This window comes from Aquabacterium sp. (assembly GCF_036279655.1).
Taxonomy (GTDB): Bacteria; Pseudomonadota; Gammaproteobacteria; order Burkholderiales; family Burkholderiaceae_C; genus Aquabacterium.
On sequence record NZ_DASUIT010000095.1, the window covers coordinates 1 to 19,620 of the forward strand.

Consider the following 19,620-nt stretch of genomic DNA (forward strand, 5'->3'; position numbering starts at 1 on the left):
TTGAATTATTAAATTGATGCAAGCGCTTCGAGGGCTTTGATGGAGAGCGTGTTGAGCGCTTTGGCGTGAGAGCGCAGGGCTGGGTCGGAGGGGGCCTGTAGGCCGGGCTTCAAGTGGGTGGTCCCGCTGCGCGGGACCGCCCACTTGAAGCCCGAACGACAGGCCTCCGCCGCCCCAGCCCTGCGCTCTCACGCAAAAACAAAAAAGCCCTGGCAAGGCCAAGGCTTCTCACAGGGCGTCAGTGATTACTCACTTCTCGACAAAGGCCCGCTCAATCACGTAATCCCCCGGCTCACCCTGCGACGGTGAGATCTTGAAACCCCGCTCGTCCAGGATCTTGCACAGATCCGTCAGCATCGACGGGCTGCCGCACATCATGGCGCGGTCGGTGTGCGGGTTCAGCGGCTGCAAGCCGATGTCGGCGGCCATCTTGCCGTTGACGATCAGGTCCGTCAGGCGGCCCTGGTTGCGGAAGGGCTCGCGGGTCACCAGCGGGTAGTAGATCAGCTTGTCGCGGACCAGCTCACCCAGCAGCTCGTGGTCAGGCAGCTCTTCGCTGATGAAGTCGTGATAGGCCAGCTCGCTCACCGTGCGCACACCATGCACCAGCACCACCTTCTCGAACTTCTCGTAGGTGTAGGGGTCCTGGATGATGCTCATGAAGGGCGCCAGGCCCGTGCCCGTGCCGAACAGGTACAGGTTCATCGCAGGCTTGAGGTCGTCCACGACCAGCGTGCCCACGGCCTTGCGGCTCACCAGCAATTTGTCGCCCACCTTCAGGTGTTGCAGACGCGAGGTCAGCGGGCCGTCCTGCACCTTGATGGACAGGAACTCCAGGTGCTCTTCGTAGTTGGCACTGGCGATCGAGTAAGCACGCATCAGCGGCTTGCCGTTGACCTCCAGGCCGATCATGACGAAGTGCCCGCTGGCAAAGCGCAGCGCCGGGTCACGTGTCGTCTTGAAGCTGAACAGCGTGTCGTTCCAGTGGTGAACGTAGGTAACGGTCTCTTCGTTAAAGGCAGCCATGTTTGACAAATCCCGACGCGGCCGCAGGCGGCACGCTAGTGTGACTTCTGATCGAAAACCCGCTATTGTCCCCGAGAACGGGCACCCTCGTGAATCCACCCCCGCGTCTCTGGGGCCTTCTGTCAGGCATAAGCTGTGCTGAAATCGGCATAAGCGCTCCTGCTGGAGGGAGCGGATCATCCATCTCATGACCGATCTCTCTTCTCAGTCTGTGCAGGCCTTCGCCTCGCCGCTCGATCCGCGCACTGCCCTGGTGGTGTTTTCCGGCGGGCAGGATTCGACCGTCTGCCTGGCCTGGGCGCTGCAGCGCTACTCGCGCGTCGAAACCGTGGGGTTTGACTACGGTCAACGGCATCGCATTGAACTCGATTGCCGCGGCCGCGTGCGTGAGGAACTGGCGCGACAGTTCCCGCACTGGGGCGCGCGCCTGGGCGATGACCACCTGCTGGATCTGAGCCTGCTGGGGCAGATCTCCGACACCGCCCTGACCCAGTCGCGGGCCATCGAGATGCAGGCCAATGGTTTGCCCAACACCTTCGTGCCCGGGCGCAACCTGCTGTTTCTGAACTTTGCGGCGGCGCTGGCCTACCGGCGCAGTGCCTCTGTGCTGGTGGGGGGCATGTGCGAGACCGATTTTTCAGGCTACCCCGATTGCCGCGACAACACACTCAAGGCCCTGCAGGTGGCCATCAGCCTGGGCCTGGATGCGCCCATGACCATCGAAACCCCGCTGATGTGGCTCACCAAGGCGCAGACCTGGGCCCTGAGCGACCAGTTGGGCGGGGCGCCGCTCAACGAGCTCATCATCGAGCACACGCACACTTGTTACCTGGGGGATCGTCAGACCCGCCATGCCTGGGGTTATGGTTGCGGCCAATGCCCGGCCTGCGATCTGCGTCGGCGAGGCCATGAACAATTCTTTCTCGGGAGCACCGCGTCGTGAGCGCCACGCAGATCATCACCCTGGCCGCATTGGCCCTGCTTTTTTTCTGGGGCGTGGGCGCCTACAACCGCCTGGTTCGCTTGCGCAACGAGATCACCAATGCCTTCGCTCAGATCGATGTGCAGCTCAAGCGTCGCCATGACCTGATCCCCAATCTCGTCGAGGTGGCCCGCAAATACCTGGTGCATGAGCGTGAGACGCTGGAGCGCGTCACGGCTGCGCGCAACCAGGCCATCGCCGCGTGCGACCTGGTGCGATCGCGCCCCAGCCAGGCCGGCCCGGTCAAGAGCCTGGCATTGGCCGAAGACGTGCTGAGCGCCGCCATGCGGGGCTTCAACGCGGTGGTCGAGTCCTACCCCGAACTCCAGGCCGACGAGACCTTGCAGCGCCTGAGCGAAGAGCTCACGCACACCGAAAACAAGGTGGCCTTCTCGCGCCAGCTGTTCAACGATGCCACCCTGGACTACAACAACGCGGCCCAGGCTTTTCCCGCCAATCTGGTGGCGGGGGTGTTCGGCTTCAAGGAGGCGGCCATGCTGCAGGCCACCCAGAGCGATGCGGAGCGCGCGGCCATCAAGGTGACGCTCTAGAGCGTGCCCGGACATGCGGTTCTGGCAGCAACAGCACCTGGCGCGCGCGCAGACCCTGCGTTTGCTGCTGTGCTTTGCCGTGCTGGTGCTGGGCCTGGTGTGCGTGATCAACGCCGTTCTGGCACTGCTCTTCAAGCTGGTCATGCCTTTTTATCCGGGCTGGCCGGCGCTGTTCTTTGAAACCAACACCGCCATCGTCGTGCTCTTCGTGCTGGGCGGTTGCTGGGTCGAGTCCTGGCGCTTGCGAGACGGTGGCGGGGTGCGCGTGGCGCACTGGATGGGGGGCGTCGAAGTGCAGGACACGGGCGATGCCCTGAACCGCCGCTTGCTCAATGTCGTGGACGAAATGGCGCTGGCCTCCGGGCAGCCCTTGCCGCAGGTGTTCGTGCTGCCGCGCGAAGGCGCCATCAATGCCTTCGTGGTCGGCTGGACACCGCAGACCTCGGCCCTGTGTGTGACCCGGGGAGCGCTGGATCGGCTCACACGGAATGAGCTGCAGGGCCTCGTGGCCCACGAGTTCGGACATCTGGCGGAAGCCGATGGCCGTCTGGGCATGCGGCTGCTGGCGCTGGTCTGGGGCCTGTCGCTGGTGCATGGCTGGGGCGCGAGCTGGATGCAGGCCGATGATCAGGGGCGTGTCCATCCGATCCCGTGGTTGATCGGGGCCGCGGTGGCGGCCGTGGGCTGGCTGGGCTGGCTGGCCGGGCGCATCCTTCAGGCGGCCGTCTCTCGCCAACGCGAGTTCCTGGCCGACGCCCGGGCCGTGCAGTACACCCGATCGCGCGACGGCCTGGGCCAGGTCCTGCGCAAGGTCTGGCATGAACGGCAGGTCGCGACCGCCAGGCTGCACCACCCCCATGCCGATGCGTTGAGCTTTCTCTGGCTCACCGATGGCGGCTGGGCCGCTCCCTGGCTGGCGACCCATCCGCCTCTGGCCGACCGCATCCATCGACTGTATGGCGGGCCACGCGCGCCGCTGCCCGCGACAGCCGGGCGCAGCATGGATGAGCCCGTGCGCCTGGAGCCGCGCAATGACAGCACGGTGGCGCGCCTGGCACCGCCGCTCCCGCCGGCTTCTGATCCGTCGCCAGTGAGTCCTCCCCGTCGCCTGCCGGACGTTGACACCACCGAGGCCCTGGGTCGCTTGCAGCGTCTGTCTGGCCCTTTGCAGCGGCGCATGGCCTTGCTGGCCTTCATGATGAGGCCCGACAACGAGGCCGAGCAGCGGTTCTGGATGCAGTCCACCCGCGACCTGCACGGTGCCGCGGCCATCCTGGCCGATGTGCAGAGCTTGCCGGCCGTCTGGCGTGTGCCCGAATTTGAGCGGCAACTGGCTCAGATGGCCTACGAAGGCGTGGAGCAGCGCCGCGCCTTGGTGGTGGCCACGCGAGAGCTGCTGCGTGCCGACGGCAAGGTCAGTGCGCGCGACAGGCTGTGGTGGTTGGCCCTGCGTCACCGCATGGGGGAGGTCAACACGCGGCACGCCTTCATCCGACCGGTGACAGGCCAGGGGCGAGATCTGGTGCAGCTCAATGAGGAAGAGCGCGCCCACGTGGCGCAATTCACGGCCTATCTCGCGCGGCTGCTGCCGGTGGAGAGCAGCAATGCTTCGCCCTCAGCCGAGGGGCGTGCCTGGTTCAAGGCCGTCATGGGGCGCTGCTACACCGTGGGCGAGGGCGTGACCCCACCCGAGTGCCTGCCGCCGGATGCCGATGCGCTCATGCACGCCCTGTCAGGGGTGCAGGAACTCTCATGGATGATGCGCCCGCAACTGGTGCGCGCCTGGGTGGAAGAAGCCCTCAACCACAGCCCTGGCGGGCTGTTGTCACCGGACACGGCCGATGCCCTGAGGCTGACGGCCGGCTTGCTCGACACACCTTTGCCGCCCGCACTGGCGGCGCACTACCCCAAGCCCTGAGGGCCCAGGGCGGCGCGCTCGGCTCAATCGCCCGTTCGGGGCAGCTTGGTCAGGCCCAGCAGGCCGTTGCGCAGGTCTTCAGGCGCATTGGCACCGATGTACATGCGCAGGTAGATCTGATAGGCCAGCTCGTTGTTGATCGAGGCCGCAGCGCCTTCGACCGTCAGCATCTTGCCATTGTGGAAGGCCATCCAACCCTTGCCGGGCACCCAGTCCAGATTGACGACGTCGCCCTTGACCACGCGCTTGACGTTGCTGTAGGCCGCACCGATCTGGCTGATCACGTCGATCAGCTTCTTGAACTCTTCTTCCGTGGCGGCCTGCTTGAAGTCGGCAATGAAGATGCGGGAGATGGTGGACGAGGTGAACTCACGCAGGATGTTGAGCTGGATGCGACGGTAGCCATCGAGCTTCATGACACCTTCTGCGGTGGTGCGTTTCTCGGGCAGGTACAAGGCCGTCACATCGGCCTTGAAATACCCTCGCCGACGCACACCGGCCCCATTGAGGATCAGCTTGCGGCCGCCGACCACCACGGACTCTTCCAGCTCGACGCCTTCGAGCGTGACGGCCGCTTGAGCCGGTGTGGCCCATGGCGCCAGGGCCGCTGCGGCAGCACCCATCACGAACTGGCGCCGGGAGCTGGACGACACCGCTTCATCCATCGATGTTGCCGTCAGGATCTCAGGTTCTTGCATGAACAGTCACCTCAGGTAGGGCCAGGCAGTGGATCACAGCCCGAAGGGCTTGGAGACGGTCAGCATGTAGGTGGCGCCCTCCGCACGGTTGCGGGCGTTGAATTCCTTGATGACCTTGCCTTCCACCATCATTTCACCGCCATTGACCACCCATGCCAGTGCAGGGCCCAGGCCATAGACACGCATCTTGCGGCCGCCTTCGGCGTCGATGGCGGCTTGCTCGGTGGCATTGTCGCTGGTGTCCTTGCTGAATTGCTGCACCACATAGCCTTGAACACCCAGGCGGATGTCTTCGCTCACGAATTTCATGAGGGCAAAGTCCAGATTGAACATATTGCCGCTGCGATAGTCGGTCTCGGTGTTGCGGGTGTTGAAGGACAGCACCGCGCGGGCGCCCACGTCCCAGCCATCACCGATGAAGCCGTACTGCACCGAGGGGCGGAAGGTGTAGAACTTGCCGAAACCGGGGTTCACGGCCAGATCCTTGTCGTACTCACCCGTCGGGAAGATCACCGTGGGCGTGAAAGTCACCGTCTGATGGTCACCGATCTCCCAGTTCAGGATGGGTGCCATCTCCAGGTCACCGAAGCCGGCGTTGGAGCCAGAGCGTCCGGCCAGGGTGGCGGCGGCCTGGGTGTTCACATTGCTCTGGACGCCGGACACCACGCCCTGCGACACGCCAGCGGCCAGGGGCGCACTGCCCGTGGTGTTCAGCACGCCTGTGCTGATGGCGCTCTGAACGGCCGAGCTGTTGGCAAAGGAGGTCACGCCCGACAGCGCCGTCTGGCGCTCGATCAGGGGGAGCATGGCCGTGAAGCCCAGGTGGGCACCCAGGAACTTCTGGGTGCTCAGGTAGGTGATGCGCGGCAACATGACATAGGCATCCGCGCGGAAGTTGGACAGGCGGCTGGTGTAGGCCAGGCCGGTGCCGGCCAGGGCTGTGCCGACGTTGGTGGCGGTGGGCGCCAGCAAGGCGTTGTTGCTGGTGTTGGTTACCACGGCCTGGGCAGCCAGACCTGCCAGTGAGGCGGCGGGTACGACGCCACCGGCCACGGTGGACACATCCTTGCCGTCGTTGCCCTTCAGCTTGGTGGCGTGGTAGTGGATCATGGCGACCTGGCCATACCACCCGGGCACCAGCATCGACGTCAGATCACTGCCGCCCAGACCAGCGGTGTAGCGTTGCGCGCGGTTCTCCGCAGCCTGTGCCGACGTGGCCAGTGCGGCAGCCACGGCGCCGGCCATCAGCGTCAGGGACAGGACGTGCATGGATGTGGACTTCGACTTCATGAGTGATCCTCTGGGTGGTGTCATCACAGGCGGTTATCGACGGATAACGCACCAAATGAATAGGGCTCGCTAGTTTGCGCCACAGGGGGGCGACTCATCCATGGATTCGTGCCCCCTTGAGGGAATACCGGGGGCCACTTTGTCGCGCAGGTGCAACGCCTGGCAGACCGGGGCGCCGTCGGGCAGGCTTATTCGCCTTCGCCGAACTTGTCGTTGATCAAGGCCAGCAAGGCGGTGGTGGCCTCCTGCTCCTTGGTGCCATCGCATTCCAGTTCGATGGTGGTGCCGACGCCGGCGGCCAACATCATGACGCCCATGATGCTCTTGGCATTGACCCGACGATCATTGCGACTGAGGTGCACTTCGCAAGGAAAGCTGCTGGCCAGCTTGGTCAGTTTGGCCGAGGCGCGCGCGTGCAGCCCGAGCTTATTGCTGATGGTGACGGTGGTCTTGATCATGGGTGGGCTGAAGGGTCTGGTTCTGCGGGCGGGAAGAGGCAATCTGCATGACCCCCTGCGTGCCGCCAGCCAGGGCGCGGGTGATCAGGATATCCAAGGGCTCGTGGGCGTAGTTCATGGCCCGCCAGAGCATGGGCACATTGCAGCCCGTGATCACCTTGACTTGCAGCCCATCGGCCAGACGCTGGATCACATTGCACGGCGTGGCTCCGAAGACATCGGCCAGCACCAGCGCCTCGTGGCGGCTGTCTCGCTCCTGGACCAGGGCCAGCAGCACCCGTGCCTGGGCTTCGACTTCTTCAGGCGGCAGGTTGGGGGGGACGTCCAGCGCCTCCACTCCCTCGGCCAGTTCGGCGAAGGTGTGTTTGGCCGCCAGTTTGAGGGCGGACGCCAGGGGGGCGTGGGCGATGATCAGAAGACCGGGCATACCTGAAGGATTATCGGCTTCTCAGTGCGGAAAGTTGAAGCCTGATGCAAAGGCCTTCAGACCGGGGTCGTCTTCCCGCAACGCTGGCGCCCACACGCTGGCCTGGAACACGCTCAGTCCCTTGGTGAAAAGCCAGGTCTGAACCTGTGCCGCCTCGAACGTCGTGGCGCTCACCGGGCGCTGACCGGTCATCTGCCAGATGCGCGCGGCGGGGTGTGGCGTCATGCCGGGCACGGCGGCCGGGCCCAGGTCTCGTCGTGCATCACCACTGGCGGGGCGTCCCACGGACAGATTGGCGCACAGGGCATCGCTCAGGGCGTGGGGGGCCTGCAGCCAGCGCTCGGGGGTGCTGGCGTCCAGATAGCTCAGGGCCCAGGTTCTGCCATCCGCCTCGCACGACAGCAGGTGCATGGTGACAGGCCCGCCATTCAGGCCAGGCAGGGTCAGGCGCCGCTCATGGTGCTCGGGCTTGCACGGGAACATCAGCACCAGGCCTTGCCCCTGTGGGGGGCGCACTTCCCGCCAGTTCAGGCTGGGTGCACAGGCCATGAGCGCCAGCAAAAGCCCTGAGGCCGCCGTGGCCGCGCTCACAAATCGAAACACCGTGAAGTATTGCATATGGTGGAATGGTCGGGCGGGGTAACACCCGTCTTTGGGATGGACAGTTGCGTGTAAACCCGTAACATCCCACATGAATAGCACTGGGGGATCACCATGAACTATGTCACATTGCCCGTTTCCAAGACGGAGCCTTCGCTGACGCTCGCTTCGGCCGCGCCACCGGAGGGCATGGTGGACATGGTCACCTGGCAGCGCACCCAGTCGGATCTGATGCGTTTTCAGGAGCTGGTCGCCCAGGTCGGGCGCGAACTGGCCGAGCCCCTCACCACCGCGCTGGAGCGTGTTGACGCCCTCCTGAGCACCGGCCGCATCGATCGCGCGGGCCTCAAGGCCCTGGTGGCCGAGGTCAATCGAGCCCGTCAGGCCGGCATCTGGTGCCAGCAGATCTCCCGTCTGGCTGCGGGTCGCACCCGGCAGTCGCACGAACGCGTGCACCTCACCAACACCGTGCAGAGCGTGCTGGCCCACCGTGCGCGTGAGCTGCAAGGCAAGGGCATCCAGGTCAACCAGACCATGAGCGCCGTGGAGGTGCAGGCCGATGCGCCCATGCTGCACTCCCTGCTCAACGGCCTGGTCGACTGGTGGTTGTCCTGCGCCCACGGCACCGTGGATGTCCGCCTGGACATCAAGGCCTGGCCCGCCCATGCACAGCTTGAAGTGCGCCTGCGCCATCGCCCCGCCGATTTCTCCGATGGCCTGCCCCCGGGTGACATCCCCCATGCGGTCAATGGTCTGACCTGGCACATGCTCGATCAGATCTCCCTGACCATGGGGCTCAAGGTCGAGCGCGAGATCGACCCCACCACGGTGCGCCTGATGATCGAGTTTCCGCACACCGTCAACCCGCTGATGGCCGACCCCGAGCCTGTGCAGGACCACGACCAGGGGTACTCCACCTCGGTGAACTCCATGCCGCTGGCGGGCAGCCACATCCTGGTGGTGGCCGCACGGCGCGACTTGCGTCTGCTGGTGCGCGAATCCATCAAGAACATGGGGCTGGTGGTCGACTTCGTGTCGTCGGTCAGCGAGGCCGTCAAGTTCTGTGGCGAGGCGCTGCCGCACGCCATCATCTTCGAGCACTCACTGCATGGCCAGCGTCTGGACCATCTGGTGGCCAGCATCCGCCGTGAGGTGCCTGAGTTCGTCCTCATCGAGATCCTGGAGGACGGCAACGTCTTTGACATCTCCAGCGTCAGCCCCACGGGTATCGCGCGCGTGGGGCGCGAGGCCGTGCTCAGCTCGCTGCCATCGGCCCTGGTGTACGAACTGGCCCGGACCATGTGACCCCGCGGGGGCTGGCGGTGCTCAGCCTTCGGCCAGCAGGGTTTCGATCAGGGTGTGCAGTGCCTTGAAGTCGGGCTCGCCCACATAGCGCTTGACGATCTTGCCTTGCTTGTTCACCACAAAGGTGGTGGGCGTCAGTTGCACGGGCCCGAAGCCCTGTGCCAGCTTGCCGTCGTGGTCGATGGCCACCCGGAAGGGCAACTGCCGGCTCTGGGCAAAGGCCGCCACGTAGGCTGGCGGGTCGTAGTCCATGGCCACAGCCAGGGTCTCATAGCCTTGTGCGTGGTACTTCTGATGGGTCGACACGATCTGGGGCATCTCGCGCACGCAGGTGCTGCAACTGGTGGCCCAGAAATTGATCAGCGTGACCTTGCCCTTGAGATCGCTCAAGCGGTGCGCGCTGCCATCGAGCTGCGTGAAAGGCAGGTCCGGTACACTGGCCTGATCATCCCCGAAGCAGCCTGCCAGCATCAGCAAAGGCAGGCTCAGGGCAGCAGCCGTGAAGCGGCGTCGGTTGTTCATAAAGGACTCATCCATGTTGCAACGTCGTCTCGTATTGTCGTCGCTGGTGGGGGCAGGGGCCTGGTCTGTGGCGCCCACGGTCTGGTCGGCTTCACTGTTCACGCAGAGCGAGGGCACACAGGCCCTGCGCACGGCCCTGGAGCGCGGTGCCAACGCTGCCGTGGCTCAACTGGGCAAACCCGATGGATTCCTGGGCAATGAAAAAGTTCGCATCCATCTGCCCTCGGTGCTGGAGGATGCTGCCCCGCTGCTCAAGAGCATGGGCAAGGGCAAGCAGCTCAATGAGCTGGTCACCACCATGAACCGCGCGGCCGAGCAGGCCGTGCCGCTGGCGCTGCCGCTGCTCAAGTCGGCCATCAAATCCATGTCGGTCACCGATGCGCAGCGCATCCTCACGGGCGGCGACACCTCGGTCACCACCTTCTTTGCCGACAAGACCCGCACGCCATTGGGTGAGCAGTTCCTGCCCATCGTCACCAAGGTCACCCAGCGGCTTTCCCTGGCCAAGCGCTACAACGCGGTGGCGGGCAAAGCGGCCAGCCTGGGCCTGCTCAAGGGTGAGCAGGCCAATGTCGAACAGTACGTCACGGCCAAGGCGCTGGATGGCCTCTACCTGATCATCGGCGAGCAGGAAAAGCTCATCCGTCAGGACCCGGTGGGCACGGGCAGCGCCATCCTCAAGAAGGTGTTTGGCTCGCTTTGACCTTGGGCGGTGCCGCCCCGGAGGCGGCTGACGCGGGCTCTTCCCCCGCGGCGGCCGGCACCGTGCTGCGCTGCACCCTGTCCACCTGCGGGTCTGCCCACGAGCCCGTGATCGTGAACTCCCGCGTGCTGGCCTCCACGATGGATTTGCGCAGCAGCACCTGGGCAATGAAGGTGCCCAGGCCGATGGCCGGGTTGATGGCCGCGTAGGCCAGCGAGGCCGTGCCCGCATTGATCTCGGGCACCACGAACACACGCAGGTTCTGCGTCTCCTGGGACAGATCGGCCTGGCCTTCCATCAGCACCAGGGCCTGCACGCCCCGCATGCGCAGATTGCGGGTGGCCGCCACCCCTTGTGTGATCTTGACATCGCCCTCGATGCGGTCGAAGGCAAAGCCCTGCTGGAACACATCGCGGAAGTCCAGGATCAGGCGGCGCGGCAAGGACTGCAGGCTCAGCACGCCCAGCAGCTTGGCCACGCCGGGCTCGGCCTTGAGGAACTGGCCCTCATTGATGTTCACGGTCACATCGCCGTTCATGCTCGAGGCATCGGGCTCCAGTGGTGACCCCAGCCAGGCCACCTGACCCGACATCTTGCCCTTGCCTCCCTTGAGCGTCTGCGGCATGCCCAGCCGGTTCAGCAAGTTGCCCGAGTTGTGGAGGTCCAGCGCAAAGCTGAAGGCCGCGCGATGCCGTGCGCGCACGCCCTTGCGCAGCGGCGTGGCGGCCGCTTGCTGGGCCCCCAGGGCGGTCCAGTTGCCCGTGGCGCTCAACTGCGCATCGGTGTTGCTCAGGCGCAGCTTGGTCAGGCGCCACTCGGGCAAGGGCGGGTTGCCGGGGCTGATGTTCAGGCGGTTCACCGCCTCGACTTCCAGCTTGCCCAGCGGCACGCCACGCCAGTCGAACTGGTCGATGACGATGTCCAGCGCGGGCACGCTGGCCGCTTCCGTGCTCAGCATCTGCTGTGCGGCCTGATCCGTGAAGGCCTCGGCGTCGGCCGCCGGGACCGACAGGCGGCTCAGGCGCGCCACCACGCGGCTGGTTGGGCCGGCCCCGGAAGGCAAGGCAGCGGCACTCTCCGGTCGCATCTCGATCTGGCCGGCCAGTTGCTGGGCATCGATCTGGGCGCGCCAGATGCCGGGCCCGGGGTGGGCCAGGGTCACGGCCACCTGGCGCAAGGTGCGCTGACGCCAGCTCATGGCATCGACCTTGAGGCTCAGGGTGTCGGGCAGGAAGTCTTCCGAGGGGTCCGGGCCAGCGGCGCCGGTTGGTGCGCTCGCGGTGAGCAACTGGTCGACCTGCTGCCAGGCTTCCAGGTCCAGGGTCGGCAACAGGATCCGCGCCATGACACCGCTGGGTGGCAAGGGCATCGGGGCGGGCGTGGCGCCCTGGCTCAGGCTCAGCGTGCCGCGCTGCACCTTGGGCTGCGGCCCCTTGAGGTCTCGCCGGTAATCCGCTTTGAGCAGCACGGGCCCGCTCAGGTCCACCTGCAGGGTGTCGCTCTTGCCTTCGGGGTCGTCATGGCGGTGGATCACCTTCAAAGGCCAGGTGGCTGCTGCCTCCTTGTTCATCGGGGCGGGCAGGTCCAGGCCCAGCCCCTGCAAGGTGCTGCTGACCTGCAATTCCGGCCGGGCGGAGAAGCCGCTCACGCCGCCATTGGGCGACTTGATGCGCGTCAGCGCCACCGACACTGACACGGGGGTCTGCCCACTCATGCGCTGTGCCAGTCGGGCCACGGCCGGCCACTCGCTGGCGCTGCGCAAGCCCTCGGCCGACACCAGGCCGGAGGCCTGGAAGCGCGGCACGCCCTGGGCATCTCTGGAGCCCTGCACCTGCACCTCCTGCCCCCAGACTCGGGTGCGTGCGCTCACCTTGAGCATGTCCTGCGTGAACTGCACCTGTCCTCTGGCGTTGTGCATCATGGGCACGCCTGGGGCCAGACGCAAGGAGGCCTGGTCCTTGTCACTCAGGGTGACCTGGCCATGGACCTGGGCATCGGCAATGTGATTGATCGGCAGCGTCAGCGCCAGGGTCAGGTTGCCACGCCCCTGGCCCTGGGCCTGACCCAGCATCTGCCCGGTCCACTCGCCCACCGGCGACACGGCCATGTACTGCAGCAGGTCATTGAGCGGGCCGCTGCCCTCGCCTTGAATGGTCAGCACCGGATCGGGGTGGTCCAGATCGGCAATGCGGCCGCTGACATTCTTCAGGGCATAGGTGCCGGATCCGACCGAGCCCAGCACCGCCGTGGTGTCCACCACCCGCATGCCCTGGCCCTCGAAGATCAGGGTGCCGTTGAGCTTGGTGAACGCGGGCCAGTACGGCGCCCGCGCCTGTCCGGCCGGGGGGGCGATGTCTGGCGACACCAGACCCTGGGGCACATAGTCCAGCGTCACATCCTCGGCCTGCACCGTGATGCGAAAGCGCCCGCCCTGATCGTCCTTGAACGGGAAATGCCATAGGTCGCCATGGACTTCGAAGCGCACATCTCGTGAGCGACCACTGCGCACGGCATCGCGCACATAGTGACGAGCCTGAGGCAGCATCACGGCGGGCAGATAACGCCACACCCGGTGTCCCTCGGCTCGGTGGAGCTGTCCCGTCATCATCAGGGAGCCCGGGTAGCGACCGGCCGCACCCACGCCGGTGCCCGGGCCGGTGCGCCAGGTGGCATTGAGGGCGCCCTCGGCATCGGCGTTGGCAAAGCTGGCCTCGGAGATCTTGAGCTCAATGGCTGGTGGCAGCCCGGCCTGTTTCGCAGGGCTCAGGGTCCAGTCCACCTTGGCCTGCATCGTGTCCACCGGGATGCGAGGTTCTTCGAACGCCCCGGGAAACTCCGCCCAGCCCTGCTGGATGGACAGCGTGGCCTGGCCTCCGCGCTCATGGGCCTTGAAGCGCAAGGTGGCACCCGCCAGGCCCGGGTGTTCCGCGCCGGCCTGCCAGCTCAAGCCTGTCAGATGGCCCTCGGCTTCGTAGCGCGAGGGGTTGTCGGCCGGCCCTGTCCAGCTCAGTTTGAGCTGCTCGCCCAGGCCCACCGGGGCCAGGCTCGCCAGTTGCTGGCGCAGACCATCGGCCAGGGGCAGGCGGTCTGCCAGTCGCGCCAGCAGAGCCAGATCCAGCCGGTCCGTCTCGAAGCGGCCTTGCGTCGTGTGTCGCCATACCTCGCCCTGCAGTTCTGGCAGCAGCACGGGCGCGGCGCCTGACTGCCGGGGGCGGGTGGCGGGGGCGTGCTGCCACTGCAGCTTGGCCTGGCTGGCTGGCCAGATCAGGCCGTCGTCGGTCGTGAAACTCAGCTCCCGCCAGGCCAGCGTGGTCTGGGTGGGCTCATGCCGCGCCGTGATCACCCCCCGCACCTGGCGAAAGGCCAGCGCCTGCAACTGCGGCCCCAGGCGCATGGACACGTCCTGCACGTGGGCGCCCAAGGTCAGATCCTGGGGCTGGCCATCGTGCAGGGCCACGCTCAGGGCCACGCGCCCGCGCCCTCCCTGCACATCGAAGGGCAGGGTGGCGTGCTCTTTCAGTGACTGCACATCCACGTGAGGCAGGTCCAGGGTGATCAGGCCGGACCAGGTGCGCCAGTCGCTCGGGCGCGTGGCCTCGCCCAGCCATTGCTGCCAAGAACGACCTGAGCCTGCCGCAGCCGACGTGAGCGCCCACAGCGGCTGCCTCAACGAGGCCTTGATCGAAAAGCGGCGGCCGAACGCGGCCGGTGGCGTGGCGGCCAGCGTCCAGTCGTGCAGACGCCGGCCCAGGCCGGGGTGGTTGCGCAGGTCGATGTCCACGCTGCTGAGCGACAGAGGGCGGGCCTGCCGCATCTCATCGGTCCAGATCACGGCGCCTTGTTCGATGCGGATCAGCTCCTGGCCCAGCAGCCAGTCGGCGGCGGGGTTGTCGGTGCCGCGGGTGCGCGCGGGGTCGAACATCAGGCCGGCCACATGCAGCCGTCCCTGGGCATCGCGCCTCACGGCCAGTTGCGGGCGCACCAGCACCAGGCGGTCCACATGCACCTCCCTGCGCCAGATCGATGTGGGCCACAGTGTGGCGGCAGACAAGCGGGCCGTGACCCGTGGCAGCTGCAGAGAGGGGCGCCCCTGAGGGTCCAGGAAGCGGACATCGTCGAGCGTCAGTTCGGGTTGCCACCCCTGTGACTGGCCCGAGACACGCCCAATAGTCACGGTCACGCCCAGGGTCTTGGAGACCTGTTGCGCCAAGGGCGCACGCCATTGGTCAATTTTGGGCACAATTTGTGTCAGAAGGAACCACCATGCCCCCAGACCCAAGGTTGCCAGCAACACGGTCACGGCCAGGGCCCAGCGCCACAGTCGGGACCATCCCTTGCGCGGCGTCCGTGCAGGGGTTTCATCAGGTGCGCGTGCGGGCGCAGGAGCATTCATGGGCATGAAACAGCGATATCTTCCATCTGGATGGGGCCTTCAGCCCGGCAGTAACCCTAGCATAGACATGTTGCTGGCTCATGGCTGAACGTAACGACCCTGTCACAAAACTGGCCTAGCCCCTTCATGACGTCCACGACTGTTTCGGCAGATTATTCCCGCTACGTTCAACGCATTCGCCGCCGATATGCGGCCGAGCGTGAGCTTTTCGAACGCATCGATGCCGGTGTGCCCTTGCAGGGTCCGGTTCAGACCCTGATCGACCAGCTTCTGGCTCAGGGGCGCTCCCTGACCAGCGCCTTGCGGGTGGCGCGGCAACTGGTGCTGGAGCGTCTGGCCACGCTGGATGTCGAGCAGCATGCCCTGTTGGGCGATGTCACCGGCGCCATGACGCAACTGGCCGAGGTCACCCTCGACCGTGCACTGGCCGATGCGCAGGCAGAGTTCGACGCCCGCTACGGCGCCCCCCTCAATGCCCAGGGCGAGCGCATCGACATGTGGGTGGTTGGCATGGGCAAGCTGGGCGGGCGCGAACTCAATGTCTCGTCCGACATCGATCTCATCTATGTCTACGAATGCGATGGCCAGACCGCCGGTGTCGACGATGGCCGGGGTGGCCTCAAGGGCCAGGTGTCCGTCCACGAGTACTTCACCCAGGTGGCGCGCAAGCTCTCCACCCTGATCGGAGACACCACCGAAGACGGTTTTGTCTTCCGTGTCGATCTGGCCTTGCGACCCAATGGCAATTCCGGCCCCGCCGTGGTCAGCCTGTCCATGCTGGAGGACTACTTTCTGGTGCAGGGACGCGAGTGGGAGCGCTTTGCCTGGCTCAAGAGCCGCATCGTCGCGCCGCGCCACGCCATGCCCGGGGGCGCGCATCACAGCCGCTCCCTGGCCCTGCGTGATGTGGTCATGCCCTTTGTGTTCCGCCGCTACCTGGACTACGGGGTCTTCGAAGCCTTGCGCCAACTGCATCGCAAGATCCGTGACGAGGCCAACCGCCGTGCCGCCGGCCGCCCGGAGCGTGCCAACGACGTCAAACTCTCGCGCGGGGGCATCCGCGAGATCGAGTTCACCGTCCAGCTGCTGCAGGTTGTGCGGGGTGGTCAGTACCCCGAGATCCGTACCCGCTCCACCGTCAAGGCGCTCACACGTCTGGCCGCGCGCGGCCTGATCCCCACCGACACCGCCCAGCGCCTGGCCAACAGCTATGTGCTGCTGCGCCGCATCGAGCACCGCATCCAGTACCTGGACGACCAGCAGACCCATCTGCTGCCCATGGACGACAAGGACCTGAACTGGATCGCCTCCAGCCTGGGCCTGGACGCCAGCGTGGACCCGAACCCGGACGACGACTGCCGCAGCGGCGCCTGCCAGCTCATGACGGCGCTGTGCCAGGTGCGCGAGTTCGTCGCTACCGAGTTCGACGCCCTTCTGCATGACGGCCGCGGGGGAGGGCAGAGTGGTGGTTGCAAAGGGTGCGGCCCTGCCTTGCCGGTCGACAGTGAGGACTTCCTTGTCTCGCTGCCGGGCACCATCGCGTCGCGCGTGCACGAGTTCGCCCAGCAACCCAAGGTGGCCATGCTGGCCGATGCCGCCAAGATCCGTCTGGCCAAGCTGATCTCGCGGGCCACCCAACTGGCCTATGTCCAGCCGGAGCCCGATCCCGGTGCCGGCCCCGATGCCCCCCCGCCTGCGCCGCTGGGCGATGTGGCCGTGCAACGCTTCATGGACTGGCTGGGTCCGCTGCTGCGCCGTGACAGCTACCTCTCCCTGCTGGCCGAGCGCCCCGAGGTATTGCGGCGGCTGCTGCGCCTGTTGGGCCTGGCCCGTTGGCCCTCGCGTTACCTCATGCAGCACCCAGGCGTCATCGACGAGCTGGCCGACCCGCGTCTCATGGACGGCCGCTTTGACCGCCAGGCCTATCTCAAGGACCTGGCCGACCGCCACAACGCCTGGGTCCGCGCCGGTCAGGCCAGCGAGGAAGAACTCCTCGACACCCTGCGCCGCTCGCACCATGCCGAGATCTTCCGCACCCTGGTGCGCGACATCGAAGGCCTGATCACCGTCGAGCAGGTCGCCGATGACCTCTCCGCCCTGGCCGATGCCACGCTCGACCTGGCACTGCGCTGGGCCTGGTCGCATCTGCAGCAACGGCCGGGCAAGCAAGGCGCCTGGGCTGTCAACCATCAACCCCACTTTGCCGTCATCGCCTACGGCAAGCTCGGTGGCAAGGAGCTGGGCTACGGCAGCGACCTCGACATCGTCTTCCTCTACGACGAAACCCAGGACGACGCCCCTGACCCCCAGGCCGGCCCCGACACGCCCACGCCCATCGACGCCTACCTGCTGTTTGCCCGCAAGCTCGTCAACTGGCTCACCCTGCGCACCTCGGCGGGCGAGCTCTTCGACATCGACACCGCCTTGCGCCCCAACGGCAACTCTGGTTTGCTGGTGACCTCATTCCAGTCCTTTGACAACTACCAGCGCCAGCGCGGCAGCAACACCGCCTGGACCTGGGAACACCAGGCGCTCACCCGGGCGCGCTGGTGCGCCGGCGAGCCCGCCCTGGCCGAGCGTTTCGAAGCCACCCGGCGCGCCGTGCTGTCCACCGTGCGTGACCCTGCCGCCTTGCGCGACGAAGTCGTCACCATGCGAGAGCGCATGCGCGAGGCCCATCGCACCGGCGAGGGCGAGTTCGACATCAAGCACAGCCACGGCGGCATGATCGACATCGAGTTCGCCGTTCAGTACCTGGTGCTGGCGCACAGCCACCAGCACCCCGAGCTGATGGACAACGTCGGCAACATCGCCTTGCTGCATCGTGCTGAAGACGTCGGTCTGTTGCCCGAGGGCGTGGGACACCAGGCCGGGCAAGCCTACCGTGAGCTGCGCCGCATGCAGCACAGGGCGCGCCTGGACGAGGCACCCACCAAACTCGTCGGTGAGGCCTTTGCCAACTCGGCGCCACAACGCACGGCCGGTCTGGCGCTGTGGCAGCACGTCTTTCCCGGCGCCTGAGCCCGCTGGCCTGGCCTGCCGTGGCGCTGGCCGTGCTGCTGCCGGCCTGGGTCGCCGGGTGGGTGGGTCATCCCGAGCATTCGCTGTGGGCGCTGCACCCCTCCCAAGGCTGGGCGGGCATGCCCTGGTGGGCGGCCATCACCCCGGCCTGGGTGCACGCCAGCGAGGCCCATCTCATCGGCAATCTCGCGGCGGCGGCCCTGGTCGGGGTGCTGGGGCTGGCCCTGCGGGCCTCGCCGGGTGACGCCCTCATGTGGCTGCTGGCCTGGCCCTTGCTGCACCTGGGCCTGATGCTCGATCCCCGCCTGGACTGGTATGTGGGGGCGTCCGGCGTGCTGCATGCCGGCGTGGCCATCCTGGGGGTGAGCGCCTGGTTCACCACAGGGCGCATGGCCTCCCTGGCCTTGACAGGCGCCTTGTTGCTCAAGGTGTGTCTGGATGTATCGGGCGGGCTCCCGCTGGCCGATCGCCCTGGTCTGGGCGTCCCTCTGGTCCCGCTGTCACATTTGATGGGCACAGTTTTCGGCTTGCTTCTTGCGGGATTTCACCGTGTTCGATTCTGAACATTTGGCCTCAAACCCGCGTATTCGCAACGTACACTCATCATTCCTTTTGTTTAAGGGAAGTCCCGCGGGAACCAAACACTCCAACGTGAGTCCAGCAGAAGCGTTCATCGCTCAACCTTTCAATCAACCCGTCTATGCAAGTCCAAAAGCAAACCCGTCAACACCAACGCACTCTGTCTCGCCTGGCCCTGGTTCCTGCAGTGGTGGCCGCTGCCCTGTTGACCGGATGTTTCGGTGGCGATGACGACAAGCCCAAGGGTGCCAGCCAGGCTGCAGCCCGCATCAACGACCAGGAAGTGACCGTCCACCAGATCAACCTGGTGCTCGAGCGTCAGCAGGGCCTCAAGCCCGAGCAGGCCGATGCTGCCAGCCGTCAGATCCTTGAGAGCCTGATCGATCAGGAAGTGGCTGTCCAGAAGGCTGAAGAAGCCAAGCTGGATCGTGACCCCAAGATCGTCCAGATGCTGGATGCCACCCGTCGCGGCCTGCTGGCGCGCGCCTACTACGAGAAGGCGGCCGCTGCTGCCGTGGGCACACCGTCGCTGGACGAGGTCAAGAAGTATTTCGATGGCAATCCTGGCCTGTTCAGTGAGCGTCGCATCTACATGCTCCAGGAGTTCACGATCCAGGGTGAGGCCGCTCAGACCACTGACCTGCAAGCCAAGCTGCAGGCCACCGACTCGGTGCAAGGCTTTGTGGATGTGCTCAAGTCTTCCGGTCTGAAGTTCGCCGTCAATCAGGTCACCCAGCCCGCCGAATCCCTGCCACTGGCTCTGGTCGGCCGCATCAGTGCCCTCAAGGATGGTCAGGCCCTGTATGAGCAAGGCAAGGGCGGCATGAAGGCCGTGCTCGTTGTGGCCAGCCGTCCGCAGCCACTGACCTTTGATCAGGCTCGCCCCCTCATCGAGCGTTTCCTGACCGAGACCAAGCGTGGTGAATGGCTCAAGAATCACGTCAAGGAACTCCGTGCCGCCGCCAAGGTGGAATACGTTGGCAAGTTTGCAGACAAGCCTGCCAGCGCACCTGCATCGGCACAGGCTCCGGTCGCTCCTGCAGAAGCGGCTGCGCCAGCGGCTTCTGCCGCTTCCGGCCTGGATGCGGAAGCGCTCAACAAGGGCCTGTCCGGCCTGAAGTGATTCTGTCCTGAGAGTTCGTTAGGT

Annotated in this window: 16 protein-coding genes; 8 read left to right on the forward strand and 8 right to left on the reverse strand. The window is 66.0% G+C overall.

Features of this window, described 5'->3' with window-relative positions:
* Window positions 1-249: 249 nt before the first annotated feature.
* Window positions 250-1,026 carry a ferredoxin--NADP reductase gene (locus VFW84_RS11425; protein WP_329680582.1) on the reverse strand — a complete coding sequence of 259 codons (777 nt, stop codon included), beginning with the start codon at window positions 1,024-1,026 and terminating at the stop codon, window positions 250-252.
* Window positions 1,027-1,213: 187 nt separating this feature from the next.
* Between VFW84_RS11425 and queC the strand changes: the two genes are divergently transcribed.
* From queC to VFW84_RS11440, 3 genes are read left to right on the forward strand one after another with little or no spacing between them, the layout of a single operon-like run.
* On the forward strand, window positions 1,214-1,969 hold the full coding sequence (gene queC / locus VFW84_RS11430) for a 7-cyano-7-deazaguanine synthase QueC (protein WP_329680583.1): 756 nt from the start codon (window positions 1,214-1,216) through the stop codon (window positions 1,967-1,969).
* Window positions 1,966-2,559 carry a LemA family protein gene (locus VFW84_RS11435; RefSeq protein ID WP_329680584.1) on the forward strand — a complete coding sequence of 198 codons (594 nt, stop codon included), beginning with the start codon at window positions 1,966-1,968 and terminating at the stop codon, window positions 2,557-2,559. The genes queC and VFW84_RS11435 overlap by 4 nt, the downstream gene beginning before the upstream one ends.
* Window positions 2,560-2,572: 13 nt before the next feature.
* A complete protein-coding gene (locus tag VFW84_RS11440) occupies window positions 2,573-4,477 on the forward strand; it encodes a M48 family metalloprotease (RefSeq protein WP_329680585.1) in 1,905 nt (634 codons plus the stop codon).
* A 23-nt stretch (window positions 4,478-4,500) separates the two neighbouring features.
* On the opposite strand, the gene VFW84_RS11445 is transcribed toward VFW84_RS11440, so the two are convergent.
* From VFW84_RS11445 to VFW84_RS11465, 5 genes are all read right to left on the reverse strand, one after another.
* A complete protein-coding gene (locus VFW84_RS11445; protein WP_329680586.1) occupies window positions 4,501-5,175 on the reverse strand; it encodes a chalcone isomerase family protein in 675 nt (224 codons plus the stop codon).
* 33 nt (window positions 5,176-5,208) lie between these two features.
* The gene (locus tag VFW84_RS11450) at window positions 5,209-6,465 is read right to left on the reverse strand and encodes a SphA family protein (RefSeq protein WP_329680587.1); all 1,257 of its coding nucleotides are present in this window, start codon (window positions 6,463-6,465) and stop codon (window positions 5,209-5,211) included.
* A 188-nt stretch (window positions 6,466-6,653) separates the two neighbouring features.
* Window positions 6,654-6,923 carry an HPr family phosphocarrier protein gene (locus VFW84_RS11455; protein WP_329680588.1) on the reverse strand — a complete coding sequence of 90 codons (270 nt, stop codon included), beginning with the start codon at window positions 6,921-6,923 and terminating at the stop codon, window positions 6,654-6,656.
* On the reverse strand, window positions 6,892-7,350 hold the full coding sequence (locus VFW84_RS11460) for a PTS fructose transporter subunit IIA (RefSeq protein ID WP_329680589.1): 459 nt from the start codon (window positions 7,348-7,350) through the stop codon (window positions 6,892-6,894). The genes VFW84_RS11455 and VFW84_RS11460 overlap by 32 nt, the downstream gene beginning before the upstream one ends.
* 21 nt (window positions 7,351-7,371) lie before the next feature.
* The gene (locus VFW84_RS11465; RefSeq protein ID WP_329680590.1) at window positions 7,372-7,968 is read right to left on the reverse strand and encodes a hypothetical protein; all 597 of its coding nucleotides are present in this window, start codon (window positions 7,966-7,968) and stop codon (window positions 7,372-7,374) included.
* Between the two features lie 96 nt (window positions 7,969-8,064).
* Between VFW84_RS11465 and VFW84_RS11470 the strand changes: the two genes are divergently transcribed.
* Window positions 8,065-9,255 (forward strand): hypothetical protein, encoded by a 1,191-nt coding sequence (locus tag VFW84_RS11470; RefSeq protein WP_329680591.1) that lies wholly within the window; start codon window positions 8,065-8,067, stop codon window positions 9,253-9,255.
* A 21-nt stretch (window positions 9,256-9,276) separates the two neighbouring features.
* Here the strand turns inward: VFW84_RS11470 and VFW84_RS11475 are convergent, their stop codons facing one another.
* Window positions 9,277-9,726 (reverse strand): TlpA family protein disulfide reductase, encoded by a 450-nt coding sequence (locus VFW84_RS11475; protein WP_414638967.1) that lies wholly within the window; start codon window positions 9,724-9,726, stop codon window positions 9,277-9,279.
* A gap of 64 nt (window positions 9,727-9,790) precedes the next feature.
* On the opposite strand from VFW84_RS11475, the gene VFW84_RS11480 reads away from it, so the two are divergent.
* A complete protein-coding gene (locus tag VFW84_RS11480) occupies window positions 9,791-10,480 on the forward strand; it encodes a DUF4197 domain-containing protein (protein ID WP_329680593.1) in 690 nt (229 codons plus the stop codon).
* On the opposite strand, the gene VFW84_RS11485 is transcribed toward VFW84_RS11480, so the two are convergent.
* A complete protein-coding gene (locus VFW84_RS11485; RefSeq protein ID WP_329680594.1) occupies window positions 10,455-14,879 on the reverse strand; it encodes a YhdP family protein in 4,425 nt (1,474 codons plus the stop codon). The genes VFW84_RS11480 and VFW84_RS11485 overlap by 26 nt on opposite strands.
* A 120-nt stretch (window positions 14,880-14,999) precedes the next feature.
* Between VFW84_RS11485 and glnE the strand changes: the two genes are divergently transcribed.
* The 3 genes from glnE to VFW84_RS11500 all read left to right on the forward strand — a co-directional run bounded on the left by glnE (window position 15,000) and on the right by VFW84_RS11500 (window position 19,596).
* A complete protein-coding gene (gene glnE / locus VFW84_RS11490; RefSeq protein WP_329680595.1) occupies window positions 15,000-17,894 on the forward strand; it encodes a bifunctional [glutamate--ammonia ligase]-adenylyl-L-tyrosine phosphorylase/[glutamate--ammonia-ligase] adenylyltransferase in 2,895 nt (964 codons plus the stop codon).
* The gene (locus VFW84_RS11495; protein WP_329680596.1) at window positions 17,867-18,457 is read left to right on the forward strand and encodes a rhomboid family intramembrane serine protease; all 591 of its coding nucleotides are present in this window, start codon (window positions 17,867-17,869) and stop codon (window positions 18,455-18,457) included. Before glnE ends, VFW84_RS11495 begins: the two co-directional genes overlap by 28 nt.
* 137 nt (window positions 18,458-18,594) lie before the next feature.
* A complete protein-coding gene (locus VFW84_RS11500) occupies window positions 18,595-19,596 on the forward strand; it encodes an EpsD family peptidyl-prolyl cis-trans isomerase (protein ID WP_329680597.1) in 1,002 nt (333 codons plus the stop codon).
* The last annotated feature ends 24 nt before the right edge of the window (window positions 19,597-19,620 follow it).